Genomic DNA, 22,936 nt, shown 5'->3' with positions numbered 1-22,936 from the left:
ATCACTATTTATTTTAAAAATACTTGTCATATTGGCATTTCTTTATAGCTATAAACAATACGTGAATAAACCCCTATAATAGAGCGTCAATATCATTTGATGATGAAAGTCGCATATCGGCTGTCGTTTACTTTTACTACGATGTCTGTTTGAACCCCATGCCAAGCTACAGTTGCTGATTATGAGCAACTGGTCTGTAATAGCCAAGACATATAATGGAATGACGAGATGCAGCAAGGAAGGCATTAGGTAAATCGTTTGCTTACGAAAATATGTATAACTCTGTGATTTAATAATACCCTGCCACCGTGTAGGGATGACTGATAAAAAAGGATTAGAGAAGATGAATTATTACAAGGATGCTGATAGCAGCGAAACGCAGGAATGGCTGCAAGCTTTTGAGTCTGTGATTAAGCATGCTGATAAAGATCGTGCGCAGTTCTTATTGAAAGCCTTATATAATATGGGGGTGCAAGAAGGCCTACCATTTAACCGTTTAGATACGGCCTATATCAATACTATCGCCGTTGAAGATGAGCCCATGTACCCAGGTGACTTGACGATCGAGCGCAAGATTCGCGCCTTGATTCGCTACAATGCCTTGGCAATGGTGATGCGCGCCAATAAAAACGATGACGATTTGGGCGGTCACTTAGCCTCATTTGCTTCTAGTGCGACGCTATATGAAACTGGTTTTAACCATTTCTTCCGTGCTGCCAGCGATCATTTCGGCGGCGATATGATTTATTATCAAGGTCACTCAGCACCAGGTATGTATGCACGTTCTTATCTAGAAGGTCGCTTGACTGAAGATCAGTTGGATAATTTCCGCCGTGAAGTCGGTGGTAAAGGGTTATCAAGCTATCCACATCCTTATTTGATGCCGGACTATTGGCAGTTCCCAACGGTTTCGATGGGCTTAGGTCCTATCATGTCAATCTACCATGCCCATGTACATCGCTATATGGAAAACCGCAAACTGCTAGAGTCAGAAGGTCGTAAGATTTGGGCGTTCTTAGGTGATGGTGAAACAGATGAGCCAGAAAGCTTAGGTGCTATTTCTCTTGCTGGTCGTGAAAAGCTGGATAACCTGATTTGGGTCGTTAACTGTAACCTGCAGCGCCTCGATGGTCCTGTTCGTGGTAATGGTAAAATTATTCAAGAACTTGAATCCGTATTCCGCGGTGCAGGCTGGCGAGTGATTAAAGTGGTTTGGGGCGGTAACTGGGACAGTCTGCTTGCTAATGATGATACTGGTGTCCTTAAACACCGTATGGAAGAGACAGTCGACGGTGAGTATCAGCTATATGAAGCGCGCGATGCCAAATTTACCCGTGAGCATTTCTTTAATAAGTATCCTGAATTAAAAGAGATGGCAGATGCCTTAACGGATGAAGATATTTCACGTCTGAACCGTGGTGGTCATGATCCGATGAAGGTTTATGCCGCGTTTAGTGAAGCCATGAAAACCAAAGGTCAGCCGACGGTTATTTTAGTGAAGACCGTCAAAGGCTATGGTCTATCCACCACCCAAGCGGTTAACAAATCGCATCAAGTCAAGAAGCTTGATCAAGAAGCATTGGTGTACTTCCGTGACCGTTTTGATTTGCCATTTACTGATGAGCAGTTAGAAACGCTACCGTTCTATCGTCCAGCTGAAGATTCAGCAGAGATGAAGTATCTAAAAGGTCGCCGTGAAGCCTTGGGTGGCCATTTGCCAAATCGCCGTAGTGGTCATATTCCTTTGAATATCCCTGATTTATCTATCTTTGATCGGGTTTTAAAAGGTAGTAACGGTAAAGAGCAATCAACCACCATGGTGTTTGTGCGCCTATTATCAGCAATGCTAAAGAACAAAGACATCCAAGATCGCGTTGTACCTATCGTACCTGATGAAGCGCGTACCTTTGGTTTAGAAGGTATGTTCCGTCAATTGGGTATTTATTCTGCCGTTGGTCAAAAGTATACACCTGAAGACAGTGAAGCCTTGATGGGTTATAAAGAAGCCATCGATGGTCATATGTTAGAAGAAGGTATCAACGAAGCGGGTGCAATGAGTGCGTGGATTGCGCTGGCAACCAGTTATTCAGTGAATGCGCTACCGATGATTCCGATGTACATCTACTACTCTATGTTCGGTTTCCAACGCATTGGTGATTTGGCTTGGGCGGCAGGTGATTGTCAAGCACAGGGTTTCTTACTTGGTGCTACGGCAGGTCGCACGACGTTAAATGGTGAAGGCTTGCAGCATCAAGATGGTCATTCGCAAATTTTATTCAACGTCGTTCCTAACTGCGTGAGCTATGATCCGTGCTTTGGTTATGAGTTGGCAGTGATTATGCATGATGGTTTACGCCGCATGTATGCTGAAGGTGAGCGTATTTATTACTATCTCACCGTGATGAATGAGAACTATGAGCAACCTGCAATGCCAGAAGGCGTTGAAGAAGGCATCAAACGTGGTATGTATCTGCTAGAAGATAATGGTTCTGCGCAAGTTCAGTTATTAGGTTCTGGTGTTATTTTACGTGAAGTGCAAAAAGCGGCACGTATCTTAAAAGACGAGTTTAATATCACATCGAACGTCTGGAGTGTGACCAGCTTTAATGAGTTGACACGTGATGGTATGGCGTGTGATGACTATAATCGTCTACATCCAATGGATGAAGAGCGCGTGCCATGGATTACTGAACAGCTTGCACCGCACGAAGGTGTGGTCGTTGCCGCAACGGATTATATGCGCAACTATTCAGAACAGATCCGTGCTTGGTTGCCAGATAGCCGCCCATATACCACACTAGGTACTGATGGTTATGGTCGCTCTGATACCCGCGAAAATCTGCGTAGTTTCTTCAACGTTGATGCCGCCCATATTGTTGTTGCTACCCTAAAACGCTTGGCTGATGAAGGCGAAGTAGAAATGCGTCTGGTTAAAGACGCGATCTCTAGCTTGAATATCGATATCGATCATCCGCCTGCATGGCAGCAACAGCCATATTATGACTATTCTCCAGACGCTCCAGCACCTGGCAACATCAATCCGATTCCTGTACCTGAGTTTGTCGCTGAAGATGATGATGAAATCAGCAGTGAAGGTCGCGCCGAAGATCAAGCCGATGCAACCTTACTTAATAATAATGATGTCGAAGAAAAATAACCATAAGACAAGGAAATGAAAAATGGACATTAAAGCCCCCGATTTGGGTGTCGATAGCGCCGAAGTCAGTGAAATTATGGTTGCAGTTGGTGATGTCATTGCAAAAGACGATAATATTATTTTACTTGAGTCAGACAAGGCTTCAGTTGAAGTGCCAAGCTCTGCTGCTGGTAAAGTGACTAAAATCAGTGTTGCGATTGGTGATCAAGTCAGTGAAGGTATGGTGCTAATCGAGCTTGAAAGCGAGACTGACAGTCAAAGCGTAGAAACACCTGCTGCTGACACTCAAGAGAAATCTCTTGATACTGAGCAAGAAGAACCGCAAAAAGAAGAGCAGAGCGATAAGGTAGCCGTTGAGTCAAATACTGATCAACCTGTTGAGCAAGAAGCAACAGCGACCACGCATGCGCTCCCAGATTTAGGCGTCGATGAAGCGCAAGTATCTGAGATTATGGTCAGTGTTGGCGATATGGTCACTGCTGATCAGTCTATCTTGCTGATCGAGTCAGATAAAGCGTCGGTTGAAGTACCAGCGCCACAAGCCGGCAAAGTTGAGAAAATACTGATACAAGTAGGCGATATGGTTGCCAATGGGCAAGACTTTATTGTCATCATCGCTCAAAGCTCAGACAATGCTGATGCTGCAAGTGAAACCAAAGTAGAAGATAAGCAGTCGCAAGATGCAAAACCAGCGGCTAGCGAACAAAAGGTAGATTCGAGCCAGAAAGCGGACAAGGAAGTAACGACTGCGCCTAAACAAGTAGTTAATACTACAACTACTGCAACGAGCAGTACAGGTAATAAGCTGACCGAAGCACAAGTCAATGAAAAAATGGTTGATGTCTATGCTGGTCCTGCTGTGCGTAAACTTGCCCGTCAGTTGGGTGTAGATATTAGCCAAGTAACAGGTTCAGCACTGAATGCACGTATCTTAAAAGAAGATTTGTTTGCTCATGTAAAGCAAAGCTTGACGACAAAACAAGCTGCACCCGATACTGGAGCCGGTGTATCTAGAGCCAGCTTACCAAGCTTACCTGATATGAGTAACGTTGAGATTTGGGGCGAAACAGAAACCCAAGACTTAACTCGCTTGCAAAAGGTGTCGATTCCACAGCTGAATTACAACACTTACTTGCCACAGGTGACGCAGTTTGATTTGTCTGATATCACTGAGACAGAGCAGCTTCGTAGTGAGCTTAAAGGCAGTATGAAAGCTGAAGGTGTTGGACTGACAATTTTAGCCTTTATTGTCAAAGCAACGGCTTATGCATTGACCCAGCATCCACGTTTTAACAGTCATTTAAGTGACGACAATACCCAAGTCATCCTACGTAAAAGCGTAAATATGGGGATTGCAGTAGCAACAGATGATGGCTTAATCGTGCCAGTGATTAAAAATGCTCACGAAAAAGGTATTAAGCAAATTGCGATTGAAATCGGCGAGTTGGCCATCAAAGCCCGTGATAAAAAGCTAAGTACTAAAGACTTGCAAGGCGCAAGCTTTACTATCTCAAGCCAAGGTATCTTGGGTGGTACGGCGTTTACGCCACTGGTAAACTGGCCACAAGTTGGTATTTTGGGGGCATCAGAAGCGACTATGCAACCGAAATGGAATGCTGATAAGCAAACTTTTGAACCGCGCTTGATGTTGCCATTGTCATTATCATATGATCATCGTGTGATTAATGGGGCTGATGCGGCAGTATTCACGCGTTATGTTGCAACATTGCTTGCTGACCCGCGTCGTATCTTGCTATAAATTTTAGTATTACTTAAATTTTATATAAAAGAAAGACTATCTTCGGGTGGTCTTTTTTTTGTGTCTGTTATTTAAGCAGAATATAGATAAATAACAGACACAAAAAAACCAGCTTATCGCTGGCTTTCTATTTATGCTATTTAGCTTATAATTCTGATAAATTAGAACTGTTTTACAAAGGCAATGCCATAAACCCAAGGACTGATGTCGATTTTGCCAATATCAGTACCATTTAAAGTAGCGTCAGTTTTGATGTCCATATAGCGGGCATCAATACGGAAAGACTCAGTGGCAGCAAATGGGATATCAAGACCGATATGACCAGCAACACCAACGCTATCATCAAGCTTTAATTCAGTACCTACAACGTTTGCTTTTTCTTTAAAGAACATCGTGTAGTTTACACCAACACCCACAAACGGTTTTACATTCATAGATAGGTTATAATCATCGAAGTGATATTGTAGAGAAAGCGTTGGTGGTAAATGCTGAGTTCTACCAGTGATCTCATTATTTAAGGCATCAGTTAAGGTAAAGTCATGATGAAATGGAATGGCAGCGAGTAGTTCAACACCAACGTTATCAGCGATAAAGTATTCACCACTGATGGTTGGACGGACATCGCCATCAACATCTACAGCATAATTTGTGCCCCCTATAGTGACATCACCATTATCATTTTTAGGATCAACATAATGCGCACCAGCGGCAACTGTCCAAGTGCCTGCAGGCACAGCAAAAGCAGTGGTCATAGTAAGTGCAGTAGCAGCGGCTAAAACTAGGGATTGTAGTTTCATCGTTTAATTCCTCAACGTTTAGATAATGGTCGCTAGCTCATGAGGGATGTCATAAGTTAGCAACATATAATGTTAGGCTAGGGATTAACCTGTAACATCTGCTATCTATTATAGTACAAATACCTTACTAGTAGTAAGGTATTAAGCGGAACGTTCAGATATTTATGCGTAAAGTTACAATCAGAAAGGTTTGGATACGTTAAAGTTTATGACATAACCTATTTTGATTGTAGGTTTTTGCTATTATTGATATGCCATTATTTTATAAAGGGATCGGTTATTTATTATGCTTGGCTACTGTAGTAATTCTCCACTGCGCTGTGACAACGCTCTCTCATTGATAGTGTTAGACCAAATAGATTCTTGTTGCCCGATCTGTGGCTTATCCTTGCTACCTGCCCAAAAACGTAGTCATGAGTGGCGCGCTGAAGAGCGGTTATTGCGCATAGCGTTTTTCGCCGTTGCTATCATATTGGTTTTGGTTGTCTACATTTATTATACAAAGTTAGTATAATCAGACTCTCATAACGGCTTTTTTGTTCATCCAAGCTCGGTGTTACACCGCATAGGGACGGCATGTTATTCCAATCTATACGGCGCTTGCGTCTTTTTGTCTATAATATTTTGCAAAACGATGAGCATGATACGCTCTTTAGTCGCTGTGTTGATTATTTCCTTATTTTTTTAATTATGGCAAATGTCACTGCGGTGATTGCAGAGTCTGTTGATACTTGGTACTACCCTTATCAAGAATACTTTACGTGGTTTGAAAATTTTTCTATTGTGATATTTTCTATTGAATATTTGCTTCGCATATGGAGCGTTGCTGAAGCTAAGCCAAGCAATACTACATGGCGACAGCGCTGGGATTGGCTAAGAAGTCCATCTGCATTGATTGATTTGATTGCCATTGTCCCTGCCTTTTTGAACTTCTTTGTCAGTATAGACTTGCGTTTCTTGCGTATTTTACGTCTGTTTCGTATTCTTAAGTTGACTCGTTATTTTGCCTCATTGCGTATTTTGTTGGTGGTTATTAGTAAGGAAAAAGGCTCCTTCCAAGCGGTTATTTTTATCTTAATAATCATGATTGTGACCGCTTCTAGTGGTATCTACTTAGTAGAAAATCATGCACAGCCAGAGGAGTTTGAATCGATACCAAAAGCCATGTGGTGGGCGGTAGTTACTCTAACAACGGTAGGTTATGGTGATGTGACGCCGATTACCAATGCTGGCAAAATATTAGGCGCTATCATTACTATATTGGGCGTTGGTTTAGCAGCGTTACCTGCTGGTATTTTGGCAACTGGCTTGGCAAATGAGCTCAGTCAGCGCCGTGAAGAGCTTGAGCAGGATTTCAGGGGACAACTGATTGATAGTGATTTTGATTTGGTTCAAAATCAGATGATGATTGAAAAAATCCGCCGCGAGCTTGGCTTAGATAAAGAGCAAGCGCAGGATATTGTGCTGCAAGTGCTGCGTGAGCAAGAGCTTGAGCGCCGTGAAAGAGACGTGCAGCAAAAGAATTTTTGTCCACATTGCGGTGAGCGCTTATAGTAAAGGACTATAGTCAGGGAAAAGTAATATTGATACATCAAGTACTGCTGATATTAATTTTTCTTGCTTGCTGTGCCTACACAGACAGAGGCTGCAAAAAATTTATACCAGCAGCACTGTAGCGTTTTTTAAGATATTTTAACTATATCAGTTATCACAGGCCTTCTTCTATATCGAATCGCCTATATATAAAATTAAAAATGGTCAATGGCTTTGTATAGCGATTGACCATTTTTAATTTAGCGCGACGCAGTGTCTTAGCTATAGATTGCCTGTGGAATAGGCAAGGCGCGTGCCAATTCGTGCGCCACTTGTTGCGCCGCTACTGCCAAATCTGTTGCAGGGAGTGGCAGGTTCTGTAAGGTCAAATGCCAGTCATCTACTTCTCGGCGCAAGTCTGCCACCCAAAGCGTCACGCAATCACGCGGCAGCTGCTTTAAATTAACCTCAAAAGAGCGGTTACCTTCATCATCACTCAGATGAATCTCACCCTTTTTAACTCTGGTAAAGGGCTGTCCGTAATAGGAGTTGGCAATCAAAGCAATGTGCGTGATATGAGCAGGAATTTCATCCAAATACAGTCTGATTTGCTCTTGATCAAGGGGTGCAAGGTACATCGCTTCTGTACCGCGGTCTTTGCCATTGAGGCTATCACCTTGATGGCGAACCGATTCGGCTTTGTCACGCAATTGTTTAAACCAGACGATGTCGCTGATGGTGCAGTTGTCATCATATAACACGCAAGCCAAATCAAGATCCATGGAGTTTGCATTTTTATTAAAGCGCTTTTTTAATTTTTTAAATAAGCCTTTTTGCTCAACTTTGGTAAATTCATAATTGAGACCAAAAAACAAAGTCCCTGCGTCTAGACCTAACCCTCTTAAACTGTCTGAAAGTAGTGGTGATGGGGTAGTGGTCGACATAGTATTCCTTTTTGATGCTTGGATTTTTTTATGAATTGTTAAGGTAGCTAAGGCAGCTATACAAGTGTAATAAAGACAACGTAAAGACGGATTAGTGGCTATCTAATTCTTTATCCAATACTGCTTGATGTAATAGCTCTGGCTTGGCATCTAGCAGCCCATTACCAAAACCTCGTAACCACCAAACCAGCTGAGAAGTGAGATTCACGGTTGCTTGTATGGTCAAGCTTTCATCGCTATTGATGGTGACAATTTGGTTATCACTGAGCTTACTTTCGGTCAAGCTCTTGCCTGCTTGTTTGGTAAATTGTAGCTCAATCGCTGTGTATTTGCCATGATTGGGCAATTGACTAAATAGGGGATGGCTAAAGCCCATGCCACCTGCATCTAGATAATTATCCAGTTGGAAGTTGTCAGGGGTTTTTGCGGCGCTCTCTAATATCTCAACCGTGGCAAATCGATGTAAGGCAAAGGTGCGAATGATATTTTCGCTATCATCAGTCCGGGTTGCGAGCAGATAAATAATCACCCCGCGCTGGATAATAGCGATAGGGTTTAGGATGTATTCGCTGGCTTGGGATTTATTGCTGCGGGTATAGCAGGCTTTGATTTGTAATTGATAAAACAGCGCATGATAAATATTGTCTTTACTGTCCAAATCAATATGCGGGGCAATCAAAGGCTGGGTCGCAGGCTCAATACGAACTCTGTCAATCCATGAATGAGTGACTTTGCTGTTTTTAAGTTGGCGCCGTGCCAAATCAAACCAAGGGAATAGTTCATCTAAAATAACTGGCGGTAACAGCTGGCTTAGATTGGCTTCTACCATATTAAAGGCGACTGCTTGCGATAAATTCATATGCGGTAAGCTTTGTAGTGGTGCATCGTCTTCCCAGCGCCAGCCTTGCGGGTTGGCGTTGTTTTTTTCGATAGGAAAGCGTTTGGCAAGGGCGTTTAGGTCGCGCTGTACTGTGCGTAAACTGATATCAAAACCTGCCAATATCAGCTGTTCATAGACATGGGTTGTGCCGACCCAGCGATTGCGCTGCAATTGCGACAATACTTGCCACTGCCGCGCAGTTGTCGCAGCGCCATGACGACTATCTGCTGTATCATCAGAGGTTTTATTGTCTAAAGGCGCAACAGTATGCGTCCCTTCATCAATGGCAAGCTGAGAGTCGAGACTGTCATTGTTGGTATGAGCAGTGTCGATATGAGATACAGTCATAAAAAGATAACCTTTGTAAAATCACGAGTATGAAGGCAGTCGGTTATTGATATTAATATGAGCACGACGGCAGCAGTGGATTATCATCGCAGAAAAGCAGCATAACGTCTAGGGTGCTTCGTCTGTGGCAATGCCATTGTCTTCATCAAGCGTTTTGTCTTTATTAACTGCTTTTTTCTTGTCTTCTTCTTTTTGCCGTTTGGCTTGACGCTTCTTTTTGGCTTTCTTTTTTGATTTTTTATCATCAATATCATCATCTGTGTTTTGGTTTTCATCCCATAGCATCAAACGACTTAACACCTTACCAAACAGTGTCTCTTTGCGATAGCGACCTTTCTTATTTATCGTATCGATAGGCAAGCCCGTCATTAATGTGAGCGCTTCGCTCAGCGTGTGCACCCCATATATATGAAAACTGCCCGCTTTGACAGCGGCAATAATGTCATCACGCAGCATAAGCTGTTTGACGTTTGCCATCGGGATGACTACGCCTTGCTGTCCAGTCAATTCTTGCTCGCGGCAGGCATCAAAGAAGCCAGCAATCTTGGAATTAATGCCACCGACGGCTTGTACTTCACCAAGCTGATTCATAGACCCTGTGATCGCAAGAGATTGATTGATCGGTACGTTTGCTAAGGCAGACAATAGGGCACAGCCTTCACTGACAGTTGCGCTATCACCATCGATATGCGCGTAGCTCTGCTCAAAAGCCAGTGAGGCGCTAAAATTTAATGCGTGGTGCTGACTAAATAACGCCCGTAAGTAGCTGGTCATAATCAGCATGCCTTTGGCGTGTAAGCTGCCGCCCAAATCAACGTCGCGCTCGATATCTAGAATTTCACCCGTACCGATATTTGGCTGAATAACCGCCGTGAGACGGGCAGGCATACCAAACTCACTATCGGCATAACTCACCACGGTTAAAGCGTTGACTTGTCCAACCGCCTCTCCTTGGGTCTGGATAAGCTGCTGACCGTTTTTGAGCTCATCCCAATAGAGGTCGCGCAAATAGCCTGAGCGCTCATCCATATCCTCAATCGCTTGCACTACGTGCTTGGCACTGACGATGTCTTGTCCGCCCAAACGCGCATGGCGATTAGATTCATGCAACAGTTTAATAAGTAAGTCACTGTGCAGACTTAGACGATCTTGGTCCTCTGCTTGTAGGCTTAAATGCTCAAGCAGCGCAGCCTGTGCCCTTCTATCAAACGGATAAAGATTGGCATAGTCGATGATGTCTGCCATCTTTCCAACCAACGCCAGCTCGTGCTCATGGGTGCGCACTACATCATCATGAAAGTCAGCACGTACCTTAAATACCGCATCAAACTCTGGCTCAAGCTCTAATAATTCATAATATAAATCAGCTTCGCCTAATAAAATAACCTTTATATCAAGCTCAATCGGTGCAGGCGCTAAAGACAAACTGCCTGTTAAGGTCAGCATTTGCTCAAGGCTTGAGAGTTTGATTTTACGAGACTGCAGTGCACGCTTAAGACCCTGCCACGCATAAGGGTGCTCAAGCAGATGACTGGCTTCTAGCAACAGATAGCCACCATTGGCGCGGTGTAGGGCGCCGGCACGAATCATGCTGACATCGGTGGTGACCGTGCCTAATTGGGTAATTTGCTCTACATGACCCAAGAGGTTTAGATGAGTGGGCAGGTCTTCAAGGATAACCGGCGCACCACTGTCAGGCTCATGGCTGATAACGACATTGACAGCATAGCGGCTAGGCGTCGTGGCAAGCAGCGCCGTTACAAACTCTTCATCATCGCCATTGACGATACGCTCGACATGAGTAACCATATCAGCAAAGACTACCTTTAGATACTCAACGACAATTGGATGAGCGCTGAACTGCTCATAAATAGGTGTGAATAACGGCTGCAGCGCCCGCTTTGCAATATTGCGATGTAATGATTCAATGGCATCATTAGCTTCATCTTCTAATTGCTCTAAAGCAATGGTCAGCTGGCTAAGACGTTTTTGCATATGGTTTTTTTGCGCAAAATTATTCAGCTCAGTCTCATATTCACTGCTGTATGCCTTATTGCCAGCTTTAACATCGCTCTCATCGGCGCTAGCGGTAGCCGCTTCCTTATTGTCATCGATAAGGTTATTATTTTTACGGCTATGAGAGAGTTTGCCTTCTTTATCATCCATCTCGCTCGTTTCTGCGGCAAGCTGGCTTGGATGAACAAAAACGGCTTTATTATCAAATGAGCGAAAGGTTAACGCCAAATCATACTGCTTGCCCTCAGCATTGAGCGCATCATAGGCGTGGCTTTCTTTTTGATGGGTGTCATTTTTGATGGCTTCAATTTTGCTTTGATACTGGTCGCTACGAAAACGTTGACTCAGTCGTTTTTTGGCTTGTTGCCACAGAGTATTGACTTGTTGTTGCAATACAGCGGCCTGACCAGCAGGTAAGCGTAGGGCTAATGGCGTACGAGGATCAGTAAAATTGTGTACATATACCCAATCATCCGGCGTCGGTGCATCGGCTGCGATAAGACTGAGCAAGCGACTAATCACTGTCCGTTTGCCTAAGCCATTTTCACCAGCCGCAAACACATGATAGCCACTAGCATGAATATCGAGTGCCGTATGCAATGCCTTAAGCGCCCGCTGTTGCCCAAAACCAATATCTAAATCTGGGGCGCTGCGGGTATCGGTTGGCAGTAGGCTAGGTTTACTATAACGTTTAAGTTGGTTTGCCGCGATGAGGCAGCGCTGTGAGACCTCTGTAAATATAGGGTGAGGCGTCATAGGTGTGTCCGCAGTGTCGGGGTTATTTTCTTTTTCTGCAGACTTATGAGCCGTTCTTTTGCGTTTTAAGCTTTGATCTAATTTCTTCTTAGCTAAAGCATTGTTATTCAGGGATTCTTTACTTACTGACGGCTCTTTATTAGCTGACGGCTCTTTAGATAAATGCTTATCACTTGAATCACTAATAGGCGTCATAGCATCAGCGGTATTATCGGTGATGTCTTGTTGGTCTTTATTCAGGGGTATGTTGGGCTCTTCAGTCATAAGTGTATGATCAGTCGTTTCTAGTAGTTGGATGGTCATTGAGTTTTAATGCTTGGTTTTAGTACTGGGTTTTTATATTTAAATATTTATGGTCAATTTTTAATAATGGATAGAACATCTTACAAGATATAGCCATAGTTTAAATAAGTCATTAAGCGCAGTTTTGTATCATAGGTAGATGAAGGTTTTATTTAATAGGAATGCACTTACCTTAACTTCGATATGATAACTTTACGACTTACAAGAAGAATAACGGCTCACTGTCAGTGTAGATAGTATAAGATGACGGACATTGGCGCAATCTGTAACTATTCAATGGGCAGCCTGCATGATAAAATAGACGGTTCACGTATCAAAACTGGATAATTCCTTGTATGTCAGACACTACTAAAATCGCTGCATCATCTGTTAGCACAGGCAATATCCATATTGATCCAACTGGCTTTGTAAAGCTTGGCACGCAATTACCGACATTGGCAAATGTCTTGGCACAAGCGATAAAAGAGCTCGGTCTAGCATTGAGCGCGCCGCAGCAACGCACGTTATTATTGTATTTAGACCAGCTTTTATTATGGAATAAAGCGTATAATCTGACCGCCATTACTGATCCGGTAGAGGCACTTATCAAACATGTTATCGACTGCTTGGCTATTATAACGCATTTACCATCAGGGTCGCTGCTTGATATCGGCACGGGCGCAGGCTTACCGGCGGTTATTATTGCGATTTGCCAGCCTGAGCGCTCATGTACCGCGCTTGATAGCAATCAGAAAAAAATTCGTTTTATTAAGCAAATCAGCAGCGAGCTTGGTCTGAGTAACGTGCAGCCCATCGCCTCGCGCATTGAGGCGCATGAGGCCAGCTACGATGTGGTCACCTCGCGTGCGTTTGCCAGTTTGATAGATTTTGTTGACTCAGCAGAGCCCAGATTAGCAGATGGTGGTTACTTATGTGCGATGAAAGGTAAGGCTCCGAGCGATGAGGAGCTGCAAGCGTTGGATGATAATTGGCAGATTAAGACCATTAAACTTAATGTGCCACGTTTACATGATAGTCGTCATTTAATTGAATTGTCTCATAAAAATGTCTAAGCTATGAGCACAGCATTTACCATAAAACTGTGTTTTTATGGTGAAACATCCTTTGTGCTAATGTTTATGCCTTCAGTAAAAGAGCCCGTTAGTAAAATCAGTAATAGATCCTAATTAAATTGAGTGAGTGTATGGAAATCATAGCGATTGCGAATCAAAAAGGCGGCGTGGGTAAGACCACAACGGCGGTAAATTTGACCGCCAGCTTGGCTGCCAAACGCAAGCACGTACTGCTCATTGACTTAGACCCACAGGGTAATGCCACTAGTGGTACGGGCATCGATAAAAATGAGCTCGCATTGACGATAGCAGATGTGCTTCTTGATGGCGTATCTTTATCTGACGCTATTGTCAGTAGCCCTGCAGGATTTGATGTCATCGGTGCCAATCGTGATTTGGCGGGTATGGACATCACATTAATGAGCAAAACCAACAGCCATGAGTTATTTAAGACGGCAATGGCAGATTTGATTGATGCGCAAGCAGTGGCACAAAAACCCGCCTATGATTATGTGATTATAGATTGCGCGCCAAGCTTAAACTTATTGACGATTAATGCTTTGGTGGCAACTGATAGCGTTATTATTCCAATGCAATGTGAGTATTATGCGCTAGAAGGGTTGGCGGATTTGTCGCAAACGATAGAGCGTTTAACAGAATTGAACCCTAAGCTCTATATTCGCGGCGTGGTCAGAACGTTATTCGATGCGCGTAATACGCTCGCCCGTGATGTGTCTGCTGAGTTAGAGGCGCACTTTGGCGACGTTATGTATCAAACCATTATTCCAAGAAATATCCGCTTGGCTGAAGCGCCTGCGCATGGTCTACCGGTTATTGCTTATGAGAGATGGTCAAAGGGCGCACGTGCTTATCAAAAATTGGCCGCTGAAGTCATAAAACAAAGTCGTTAGTTATCTTAGGATAAGACAAAATGACGAATGATAAAAAAGTAATGGATCATTAGAGCAATCAGCTAAATAACAAAACATTGAACATTGAACATTGTATTCATTATTAAATTTAAAAACATTTGGCTTTTATTTTAGCGTTAGAGGATAGGTAATCATGGCGAAGAAAAGAGGGTTGGCTGCCAATCGAGGCTTGGATGCCTTATTAGGGTCAATCAAAAAAGAAAAGCAAATTACCGCCTCTGCCTTGCAAGACGATATGGCTGCGCGCGAGGATGCTTTGCCAGCTGAGACAAAAGCGACGGGCAATGCTGCTGAAACTGCAATCAATACGAATTCTACGTCCGCTCAATCTGCTGCTTCTGAGCCAAAAGACAATAGTCTGCGTAAAGCTCGCACACCGCGTATGATAAATAAAACTGCGGTTAAGAGCAATCGTGTAAATAGTACAGAAAATAGCGGGTCTGAGGACCAAATCAGTTTGGTGCAAATCGATGTCACGCGTTTGCAAGCGGGCAAGTATCAGCCGCGCCGTGATATGAGTGAAACGGCACTGGCAGAATTGGCATCTTCTATCGAACAGCATGGTATCATGCAGCCGATCGTTATTCGTCCATTATTGGCGAATGAAGACAAGAGTGAGGCCTTGGTTACGCATGAAATTATCGCTGGTGAGCGCCGCTGGCGTGCGGCAAAAATGGCAGGCAAGTCAGTCATTCCAGCGATTGAGCGTGCTTTGTCAGACGAGCTGGCGATTGCCCTCGCGTTGATTGAAAATATTCAGCGCGAAGACTTATCGGTCATTGAACAAGCTGCAGCGTTACAGCGTTTCCATACCGAATTTGGTATGAGTCATGCCATGATTGCAGAAGTCGTCGGTAAAGCACGTACGACGGTATCCAATCTCTTGCGTCTAAATCAATTACATGACACGGTCAAAGATCATTTGGCGACCAATGCTCTAGATATGGGTCATGCGCGCACACTTTTAGCCTTATCTTCTGATCAGCAGCCTATCATCGCCCAAAAAATCATCGATGGCGGTATGACCGTACGCGAAGCTGAAAAACTCGTTAAATCTATTTTGCAGCCAGCACCAAAAGTGAGTCGCACCGAACAAGGGCAATCTCGCGATGTCGAGCGTTTAACACAAAGACTGACAGATATGTTAGGTGCAGAAGTGAAGCTCAAGCATAAAAAAGATGGGCAGGGTAGCGTCGAGATATTCTTCCATAGCCAAGACCAATTAGCCGCTTTAATTAAGCATATAGAAGCACAGGCTTAAGGTATTGACTGCGTTTGTAATCGCTGTTCGAATTATCTTGTTAAGTTATCTTGATGACAACCATTTTTATAAAAATATAAAAGAGAGTTCGTATGTGGGAGTTGGTAAAAGCGGGTGGTTGGCTGATGACACCTATCGTGTTGTGCTCTATTTTGGCATTAGTGATTATTATAGAGCGTAGTCATACTTTACAGTTTAACAAAGTTGCCCCAAATAGATTGCGTGAGCAGCTGATAACGCGCCTTCGTGAAAATGGTGATATCGGTCGTACGCAGCTAATGAATGTCAAAGAAAAGACCGCTCTAGGTGATATCCTAGCGACGGGTTTGCTTTATCGTCAATACGGCTTAGAGTCGATGACGATGCATATGCAAAACCGCGCCAGTGTACAGGTGCATCAATTAGAAAAAAACATCAACATGCTTGGTACGATCGGAGCGATTGCGCCTCTGCTTGGCTTATTGGGCACGGTACTAGGTATTATCTCTTCATTTTTGGCCATTACTGATGGCGCAATGCAAGACCCGACGATGCTTGCTGCAGGGGTGTCGCAAGCCCTGATTACCACAGCGGCTGGTATGATAGTTGCTATCCCAGCGCTGGTAGCCTATCGATATTTCCAGCGCCGTATCATCGATATCAATGCACAGTTTGAAACCCAAGCAGGACTGATGGTTCAAGAACTGTATGACTATCAATTGTTAGAGCATAATTATGCGCTCAATACGCCTGTGCAAAATATAGTGGTTGATAATCCTGTAGAAGGTGAGCGTTCAATTGATGGCTTAGGTTTAGATAAAGCCGTGACCGCTACTTTATAGTTATTTTTTTGAGTATCCTTTACATCAAGATATTAGCGTTATGAGAATCATGTATCGAGCACATTAGCATTATATTGAAGAGAGTGATATGCGCTTTAGAAAACCGACTGTTGAGCCGCTTGAAATTAATCTGACCCCGATGATTGATTGTTTATTATTTTTAATCATGTTTTTGCTACTGGCAACTTCATTCAATCATTTTAGCCGCTTAAACATTATTTTGCCTGAAGCTGAAGGGGTGGCATTGACCGAAGACAAAAACAGTATCGAGGTAGCTGTGCAAGAAGATGGCAGCTATTTGGTCAATGGTATTACCCTTGCCAGCAGCAATGAAGCAGAACTCACCAGTATGTTGCAGCAAGAGGCGGGCAGTAATCGTGATATGCTATTTGTGATTGCCGCTGATGCCAATGCCACACATCAATCAGTGGTAAGAGTGATGGATATCGCTGGCAAATTGGGCTTTTTAAATATAAACATCAGTACCGTTGTACCACTTGGTCAAGCGTTACCGCAATAAATCTGAATAAACTTATAGCGTGTTCTCAGTATTAAGCACCATCACTCTTTTTTATGGCTATATACATCATTGTAAGTTACTGCTTTATCAATGCCATTTACTCTCGTTCTTATACCTATATTGAGGCTTTTATGAGCCAAGCTTACCAACCTGACTCTACAAAAACTTCTGCTAAAACACCAGTAGCACCAACAGTGGCGACGTTAAATCCGCCTAAACGCAAGACGCTCATGCGTTTACTGGCTTATTTAAAACCATACTGGTGGGCAATATTGCTTACCATTATCGGTTTTGCTATTAATGCCGCCACCGAGATTTGGATTGCCAAACTCTTGCAATACATCACCGATGCTATCAATCAGAACGATCAAAGTAAGCAGGATTTATTTCCGTTTATTATTGTGATGTTGTTCTTTGTGCGCGGTGTGGGTAGCTTTTTGGGTAATTACTATACGGCGTTGGTGTCGCGAAATTTGGTCTATGAGCTGCGCGTAGAGGTGTTTAATAAGTTACTGCGTTTGCCAAGTTCATTCTATTTGGCCAATCCGGCAGGGACGATTTCATCTAAGCTTATTTTTGATGTTGAGCAGGTGACCGCTGCTAGCACCGATTCGATGAAAACGTTATTACGTGACGGTCTGACCGTGGTTGCCTTGATGGGCTTTTTGCTTTATAGCAACTGGCGTTTGACGCTGATTTTATTCGTTGTGCTGCCACCGATTTTATGGCTTATCCGTGTGGCGTCAAAGCGTTATTTGAAGCTTTCCAAAGGTATCCAAGAAACGATGGGTGATGTCAGTCATATCACCAATGAAGTCATCAATGGTTATCAAGTGGTCAAAAATTATGGCGGACAAGCATACGAGTCCAAGCGCTTTGATGTGACATCTAAGAAAAACCTGCGCCAAGGTATGAAGGTTGTTGTGACCAATAGTATCAATACCCCAGCAGTACAGTTATTGATGGCAATGGCAATGGCAGTCGTGGTTTGGCTAGCATTACGCCCTGCGGTGATAGACGATATCTCAGCAGGTCAGTTTATCTCTTATATCGCAGCAGCAGGTCTCTTAAGTAAGCCAGTACGCTCATTGACGGATGTCAATCAACAGTTACAGAGAGGGCTGGCGGCTGGTGAATCGATATTTGCTTTATTAGATGAGCCGGAAGAGGTGGATACTGGTGTGCTTAGTCCTACCTTAGCAGGTGAGATTAAACTGGATAATGTCAGCTTGGTTTATCCAGACTCAACCGTGGCACTACACGACTTTAATTTGGATATACGTGCAGGCGAGACAGTAGCGCTCGTTGGACGTAGTGGCGCGGGTAAATCATCTTTAGTCAATTTGCTCACACGTACGTTAACCACTTCTTCAGGGCAGATTACGCTCGATGGTATGCCCATTGAAGACATTAAGCTTGAAAGCTTACGTGCCCAGATTGCGATGGTCAATCAGCAAGTGGTACTGTTTAATACCACTGTGTTTAATAATATTGCTTATGGCAGTTTGGCTCATAAAACTCCAGCTGAAGTTGAGCAAGCAGCAAAAGATGCCTTTGCTCATGATTTTATTATGCAAATGCCAAATGGCTATCAAAGTGAAATCGGTGCTGAAGGTTTACAACTCTCTGGCGGTCAGCGTCAGCGTCTATCGATTGCACGTGCTCTGCTAAAAGATGCGCCAATTTTGATATTGGATGAAGCTACTAGTGCTTTAGATAATGAGTCAGAATATTATATACAAAAAGCGCTCGATAATATTATGAAGAATCGCACAACATTGGTTATTGCGCATCGATTGACTACAATTGAGTCCGCCGACCGTATTGCTGTACTAGATGGTGGTCAGATTGTTGAGCTTGGCACCCATGCTGAGCTGATGCAATTACATGGTCATTATGCGCAGATGTATGCGCGTGATTTTGAATAACTATGAATATTGAAACGACAATAACACGTGCATGGCAACGCAAAGCAGCTTGGCTTTGGCTACTGTTGCCAGTGAGTTGGCTGTATGCACTGTTGATGGTACTACGCCGCCAAGCTTATAAAGTAGGTGTTTTTTCCAGTTACCGTGCGCCTATTCCAGTCATGGTCATCGGTAATATCACAGTGGGTGGTAGCGGAAAGACACCATTAATTATTGCTTTGGTTCGACATTTGCAGCAGCAAGGCATTAAAGTAGGGGTTATCAGTCGCGGTTATGGCGGTGATAGTAGCCAAATGCCAGCATTGGTTAATACAGAGAGCGTCCCTAATGTCGTCGGTGATGAGCCATGTCTCATCGTTAATACGACAGGGACATCCATGGCCGTATCTCCTAACCGTCAGCAAGCGATTGCTATTTTGCTAGAGGCTTATCCAGATCTACAGCTTATTATAGCTGATGATGGTTTGCAGCACTATGCGCTGCAACGTGATATCGAATGGGTTGTCGTAGATGCGGCGCGAGGGTTTGGGAATAAACAGTTGCTACCGACAGGATTTTTACGCGAACCCATTTCACGATTAAAGGATGCAAATGTCATTTATCATCACAAGCCAGACGCATCATCGATATACAATAAATCTGATCATAATACCCTTCTAACTGAGCATTTAACGATGCATTTACAACCAGATGATTTAGAACTGTTGTGGTCATCTAATAATCAGATGGATAATTTAGCCGTAGTAGCCATGGCACCTGAGAAAGGCAGTCAGGTACATGCGGTGAGCGGCATTGGGTATCCTCAGCGTTTTTTTGATACTTTAAATGCGCTTGGTTTTGAAGTTATTCCGCATCCTTATCCTGATCATTATGACTTTAGTCTGGATGAACTGTTGCAGTATACTGACCATCCTATTATTGTCACCAGTAAAGATGCCGTGAAAATAAGAACTTCGATAATGCAAGCAATTATTAATCAAGCGCTGAGTGATGAGTATAAAGAGCTGGTCAGCAGATTATGGGTATTGCCAGTGACCGCAGTATTGTCAGACAGTTGTTACGAGAGTTTACAACAGCAATTGCAAACCTTGGACATCGATATAAGCATGAGAAAGCAATAATATAGCGTTTATCATATAAAGATTTAAAAGGTTTTATAGGAACAGATTATGTCATCAGCCCTTATGCCCGTCAAAACTCATATCGTCATTCCTGCACGTTTAAAAAGTACGCGTCTACCTAACAAGCCATTATTAACCATTCATGGCAAGCCCATGATAATTTGGGTGGCTGAAAAGGCACGATTGGCGGATTTTGCCGATGATATGTGTATTGCAACCGATGATGAATCGATTGCAAAAGTTTGTCTAGATGCAGGATTTGATGTGGTGATGACAAGCAGTGAACATGCTTCAGGCACGGACCGTTTGGCTGAAGTAGCTGCCATCAAAGGCTGGGCTGCCCATGATATAGTGGTTAATATGCAAGGTGACGAACCACTAGTACCGCCATTATTGTTAGAGCAAGTTAAAACATTATTGGTGCAAGATGCAAAGAGCGTCATGGCAACTTTGTGTGAGCCAATTGAAGACTTTGATACTTTTATGCGCCCATCCGTCGTTAAAGTGGTCAGTCAGACGTCCAATGGTCAACAACGAGCGCTTTATTTTAGTCGCGCGCCGATTCCTTGTAATCGTGACGTTGTATTAACCAGTGAGAATAATAAACAGCCGCCAAAAAATGCCTATCGTCATCTAGGCTTATATGCTTATCGCGTCAGTTTGCTACAGCAATTTGTCCACTGGTCACAAACGCCGCTTGAAATACTAGAAAGCTTAGAGCAATTACGTGTGTTGGAAAATGGGGGACATATCGCGATTGCTAAAGCCGCCTGCTCATTACCTGCAGGTGTCGATACGCAAGAAGATTTAGATCGTTTAAATGCCATGAGTTTGACAGATTTCCAAGATTATTAATGCAGAATAGCCTAAGCGAAAATAATTAACGGTGTTTCACTTAAATTTTATAACGTTACTTTTATTCCAAATTACTCTTAGAAATTATGCTTTAACACAGATTTTTAATTGAAAGATATTAAGCGATAGCTATGAGTGAGCTGACAAATATGACAGATGATATGTATTTTGCGCCACTATTGCCATGGCAACACGGACTTTGGTCGCAGCTGACAATGCGGGTACTAGCGCCGCAGCAGTCTTTACCTCATGCGCTGTTGGCGGCTGGCATGCAAGGCATGGGCAAGCGCGCTTTTGTATGGCGATTGGTGGCATGGTTATTATGCCGCGGGCGTGATGAGCATCCACTCGGCGCTTGCGGGCATTGTGAGAGCTGTCAATGGCTTAGATCAGGTACGCATCCAAGCTTACAAGTGTTACCGCTAGTCAGCCTGCCAGTCAATGCTGATAGCAGCGCTCAAAAAGAAGCATTAACTAATAGTACAAAAGATAAAAAATCTGCTAAGACAGCTAGTAACGCGTCATTAAAAATAAAGGTGGATGATATTCGTGCCTTGCAGCCTTTTATTTATCAAGGCGGGCAGGGAATGCGTATTTGCGTATTAGATCATGCTGAGAAAATGACCATTGCCGCCGCCAATGCGCTACTTAAAACCTTGGAAGAACCCCAAGCCCAAGTCCATTTATTTCTGATTAGTGATGCCCCTGCACAGTTGCTCCCAACGATTAAAAGCCGCGTTCAGCAATTGGCATTACAAACGATTGACCCTGCTGTCGCAGTGGACTATGTGACTAAAGTATTGGGCAGCAATATTCATCGTGAAGCGGTTGGTACAGATGCCATTGAGCAGCTTATCCAGTTAGCAAATGGTGCGCCTTTAGCAGCTGTGGCACTGGCTCAAGCGCCATGGTATAGCAAGCGCACGCTATGGCTGACGACATGGCAGGCATTACGTAGTGGTAAGCGCAGTAGCGTGGCGGCAAGTGACTATTGGCAAACCCAGCTTGGTATTGTCGAATTTATCCAGCTGTCTGAACTCATGATAATCGATATCCGCCGTGTTGGTTTGGGCTTTGAAGCGCAGCAAAAAGACATTAATTTTTTAATCAATTTAAATGATTATCAACCTATTGATAGTGGGTTAGAGGTGTTTGCGCATAGCTTACAACAGACAAAAATTGCGCTGCAACAAAACGTGCAAGAAAAATTCGCCTATGATAAGCTGATGCAAGATTTGGCTTGCTTGTAATAGACAACAAGGCTTAAAGATACTCTCGCATATCAGTGTATGCCACTAAACTTATTATCAGTATTTATACTCTAATACTATACAAGATAACCCTGTGTGAAAAAATACTGTAAACCTCATGGATAAAGGGAGCTGACTATGGCAATGCCAGGACGTGGTGGGATTTTAACCTGTCATATTGAAAACATAGATATGCTATATGCAAGCTATCTGTCCTTTGTTACCAATGGGGCATTGTTCGTGCCGTCTGATCGAGCGCAAAAACTGGGTGACGAAGTTTTTATTGCTGTTACTTTGCCCAATTCTAGCGAGCGTTTGCCTATGAATGGCAAGGTAGTTTGGATTAATTCTAAAGCTCAAAGTGGTCGACCAGTAGGTTTTGCAGTCCAAATGGGCACGGACATTACGGGATTAAGAATAAAGAACGAAGTTGAGCGTCTATTGGCAGGTAAGATCGACAGTTTGCAGGCTACTTATACTATGTAGTTTTAATATTTATCAGCAATTATAATAACTGCATAAAAAAAGCCTTATAACTCTTTATAAGGCTTTTTTTATGAGCAATGTCCCGTCCTGAAATAAGTTTACGAAAAAGGAGCTTATTCATGGACAAGTTAGACACTGTAAAGGTTAAGCGCACTCAAAAAGATTATACTTTAGGCTTTAAATTAGCCGTCGTTGACAGTATAGAAAAAGGCGACAT

Annotated in this window: 17 protein-coding genes; 13 read left to right on the top strand and 4 right to left on the bottom strand. The window is 43.3% G+C overall.

The genetic code is table 11. The features are described from left to right. The first annotated feature begins 343 nt into the window (after positions 1-343). Both aceE and JMX75_RS11025 read left to right on the top strand, forming a co-directional pair. Complete coding sequence (aceE, locus tag JMX75_RS11030) at positions 344-3,157, top strand: pyruvate dehydrogenase (acetyl-transferring), homodimeric type (RefSeq protein ID WP_201532351.1); 2,814 nt, start codon at positions 344-346, stop codon at positions 3,155-3,157. A gap of 22 nt (positions 3,158-3,179) precedes the next feature. Then, positions 3,180-4,916, top strand: a complete 1,737-nt coding sequence (locus tag JMX75_RS11025) for a 2-oxo acid dehydrogenase subunit E2 (RefSeq protein WP_201532350.1) — start codon at positions 3,180-3,182, stop codon at positions 4,914-4,916. Positions 4,917-5,077: 161 nt separating this feature from the next. Here JMX75_RS11025 and JMX75_RS11020 read toward each other — a convergent pair whose 3' ends face one another. Then, the gene (locus tag JMX75_RS11020) at positions 5,078-5,713 is read right to left on the bottom strand and encodes an OmpW/AlkL family protein (protein ID WP_201532349.1); all 636 of its coding nucleotides are present in this window, start codon (positions 5,711-5,713) and stop codon (positions 5,078-5,080) included. Between the two features lie 576 nt (positions 5,714-6,289). On the opposite strand from JMX75_RS11020, the gene JMX75_RS11015 reads away from it, so the two are divergent. Then, entirely contained in the window at positions 6,290-7,267 is a 978-nt protein-coding gene (locus tag JMX75_RS11015) for an ion transporter (protein WP_020443260.1), read from the top strand. A 257-nt stretch (positions 7,268-7,524) separates the two neighbouring features. On the opposite strand, the gene JMX75_RS11010 is transcribed toward JMX75_RS11015, so the two are convergent. From JMX75_RS11010 to JMX75_RS11000, 3 genes are all read right to left on the bottom strand, one after another. Further along, a complete protein-coding gene (locus JMX75_RS11010; protein ID WP_201532348.1) occupies positions 7,525-8,190 on the bottom strand; it encodes a TerD family protein in 666 nt (221 codons plus the stop codon). Between the two features lie 91 nt (positions 8,191-8,281). Beyond that, positions 8,282-9,418 (bottom strand): helix-turn-helix transcriptional regulator, encoded by a 1,137-nt coding sequence (locus JMX75_RS11005; protein WP_201532347.1) that lies wholly within the window; start codon positions 9,416-9,418, stop codon positions 8,282-8,284. Positions 9,419-9,526: 108 nt separating this feature from the next. Further along, positions 9,527-12,454: an ATP-binding protein gene (locus JMX75_RS11000; RefSeq protein ID WP_201532372.1), complete on the bottom strand. Its 2,928-nt coding sequence runs from the start codon at positions 12,452-12,454 to the stop codon at positions 9,527-9,529. A 374-nt stretch (positions 12,455-12,828) separates the two neighbouring features. Here JMX75_RS11000 and rsmG point away from each other — a divergent pair, with 374 nt between their 5' ends. The 10 genes from rsmG to JMX75_RS10950 all read left to right on the top strand — a co-directional run bounded on the left by rsmG (position 12,829) and on the right by JMX75_RS10950 (position 22,719). After that, positions 12,829-13,545: a 16S rRNA (guanine(527)-N(7))-methyltransferase RsmG gene (rsmG, locus tag JMX75_RS10995; RefSeq protein ID WP_201532346.1), complete on the top strand. Its 717-nt coding sequence runs from the start codon at positions 12,829-12,831 to the stop codon at positions 13,543-13,545. A gap of 131 nt (positions 13,546-13,676) precedes the next feature. Further along, positions 13,677-14,456, top strand: coding sequence for a ParA family protein (locus JMX75_RS10990; RefSeq protein ID WP_201532345.1), 780 nt, complete (start codon positions 13,677-13,679; stop codon positions 14,454-14,456). A gap of 154 nt (positions 14,457-14,610) precedes the next feature. Then, on the top strand, positions 14,611-15,738 hold the full coding sequence (locus JMX75_RS10985) for a ParB/RepB/Spo0J family partition protein (protein ID WP_201532344.1): 1,128 nt from the start codon (positions 14,611-14,613) through the stop codon (positions 15,736-15,738). A 92-nt stretch (positions 15,739-15,830) separates the two neighbouring features. Then, positions 15,831-16,559 carry a MotA/TolQ/ExbB proton channel family protein gene (locus JMX75_RS10980; RefSeq protein WP_201532343.1) on the top strand — a complete coding sequence of 243 codons (729 nt, stop codon included), beginning with the start codon at positions 15,831-15,833 and terminating at the stop codon, positions 16,557-16,559. 88 nt (positions 16,560-16,647) lie between these two features. Continuing rightward, positions 16,648-17,079, top strand: a complete 432-nt coding sequence (locus JMX75_RS10975) for an ExbD/TolR family protein (RefSeq protein WP_201532342.1) — start codon at positions 16,648-16,650, stop codon at positions 17,077-17,079. Between the two features lie 131 nt (positions 17,080-17,210). After that, positions 17,211-19,007, top strand: coding sequence for a lipid A export permease/ATP-binding protein MsbA (gene msbA / locus JMX75_RS10970; RefSeq protein ID WP_201532341.1), 1,797 nt, complete (start codon positions 17,211-17,213; stop codon positions 19,005-19,007). A gap of 2 nt (positions 19,008-19,009) precedes the next feature. Beyond that, complete coding sequence (lpxK, locus tag JMX75_RS10965) at positions 19,010-20,128, top strand: tetraacyldisaccharide 4'-kinase (protein WP_201532340.1); 1,119 nt, start codon at positions 19,010-19,012, stop codon at positions 20,126-20,128. A 48-nt stretch (positions 20,129-20,176) separates the two neighbouring features. Then, on the top strand, positions 20,177-20,983 hold the full coding sequence (kdsB, locus tag JMX75_RS10960; protein ID WP_201532339.1) for a 3-deoxy-manno-octulosonate cytidylyltransferase: 807 nt from the start codon (positions 20,177-20,179) through the stop codon (positions 20,981-20,983). A gap of 131 nt (positions 20,984-21,114) precedes the next feature. Next, positions 21,115-22,233: a DNA polymerase III subunit delta' gene (locus tag JMX75_RS10955; RefSeq protein WP_201532338.1), complete on the top strand. Its 1,119-nt coding sequence runs from the start codon at positions 21,115-21,117 to the stop codon at positions 22,231-22,233. A 138-nt stretch (positions 22,234-22,371) separates the two neighbouring features. Continuing rightward, a complete protein-coding gene (locus tag JMX75_RS10950) occupies positions 22,372-22,719 on the top strand; it encodes a PilZ domain-containing protein (protein ID WP_011513403.1) in 348 nt (115 codons plus the stop codon). The last annotated feature ends 217 nt before the right edge of the window (positions 22,720-22,936 follow it).

The organism is Psychrobacter sp. LFX-11D (assembly GCF_904846475.1).
GTDB lineage: Bacteria > Pseudomonadota > Gammaproteobacteria > Pseudomonadales > Moraxellaceae > Psychrobacter > Psychrobacter cryohalolentis.
Note: the sequence above shows the minus strand (reverse complement) of the source record. Positions and strands in the feature narration are given on the sequence as shown.

Bases quoted from the DNA above. Each gene is read 5' to 3' on its own strand.
- aceE (WP_201532351.1), top strand. From the start codon at position 344: ATGAATTATTACAAGGATGCTGATAGCAGCGAAACGCAGGAATGGCTG.
- JMX75_RS11025 (WP_201532350.1), top strand. From the start codon at position 3,180: ATGGACATTAAAGCCCCCGATTTGGGTGTCGATAGCGCCGAAGTCAGT.
- JMX75_RS11020 (WP_201532349.1), bottom strand. From the start codon at position 5,713: ATGAAACTACAATCCCTAGTTTTAGCCGCTGCTACTGCACTTACTATG.
- JMX75_RS11015 (WP_020443260.1), top strand. From the start codon at position 6,290: ATGTTATTCCAATCTATACGGCGCTTGCGTCTTTTTGTCTATAATATT.
- JMX75_RS11010 (WP_201532348.1), bottom strand. From the start codon at position 8,190: ATGTCGACCACTACCCCATCACCACTACTTTCAGACAGTTTAAGAGGG.
- JMX75_RS11005 (WP_201532347.1), bottom strand. From the start codon at position 9,418: ATGACTGTATCTCATATCGACACTGCTCATACCAACAATGACAGTCTC.
- JMX75_RS11000 (WP_201532372.1), bottom strand. From the start codon at position 12,454: ATGACTGAAGAGCCCAACATACCCCTGAATAAAGACCAACAAGACATC.
- rsmG (WP_201532346.1), top strand. From the start codon at position 12,829: ATGTCAGACACTACTAAAATCGCTGCATCATCTGTTAGCACAGGCAAT.
- JMX75_RS10990 (WP_201532345.1), top strand. From the start codon at position 13,677: ATGGAAATCATAGCGATTGCGAATCAAAAAGGCGGCGTGGGTAAGACC.
- JMX75_RS10985 (WP_201532344.1), top strand. From the start codon at position 14,611: ATGGCGAAGAAAAGAGGGTTGGCTGCCAATCGAGGCTTGGATGCCTTA.
- JMX75_RS10980 (WP_201532343.1), top strand. From the start codon at position 15,831: ATGTGGGAGTTGGTAAAAGCGGGTGGTTGGCTGATGACACCTATCGTG.
- JMX75_RS10975 (WP_201532342.1), top strand. From the start codon at position 16,648: ATGCGCTTTAGAAAACCGACTGTTGAGCCGCTTGAAATTAATCTGACC.
- msbA (WP_201532341.1), top strand. From the start codon at position 17,211: ATGAGCCAAGCTTACCAACCTGACTCTACAAAAACTTCTGCTAAAACA.
- lpxK (WP_201532340.1), top strand. From the start codon at position 19,010: ATGAATATTGAAACGACAATAACACGTGCATGGCAACGCAAAGCAGCT.
- kdsB (WP_201532339.1), top strand. From the start codon at position 20,177: ATGTCATCAGCCCTTATGCCCGTCAAAACTCATATCGTCATTCCTGCA.
- JMX75_RS10955 (WP_201532338.1), top strand. From the start codon at position 21,115: ATGAGTGAGCTGACAAATATGACAGATGATATGTATTTTGCGCCACTA.
- JMX75_RS10950 (WP_011513403.1), top strand. From the start codon at position 22,372: ATGGCAATGCCAGGACGTGGTGGGATTTTAACCTGTCATATTGAAAAC.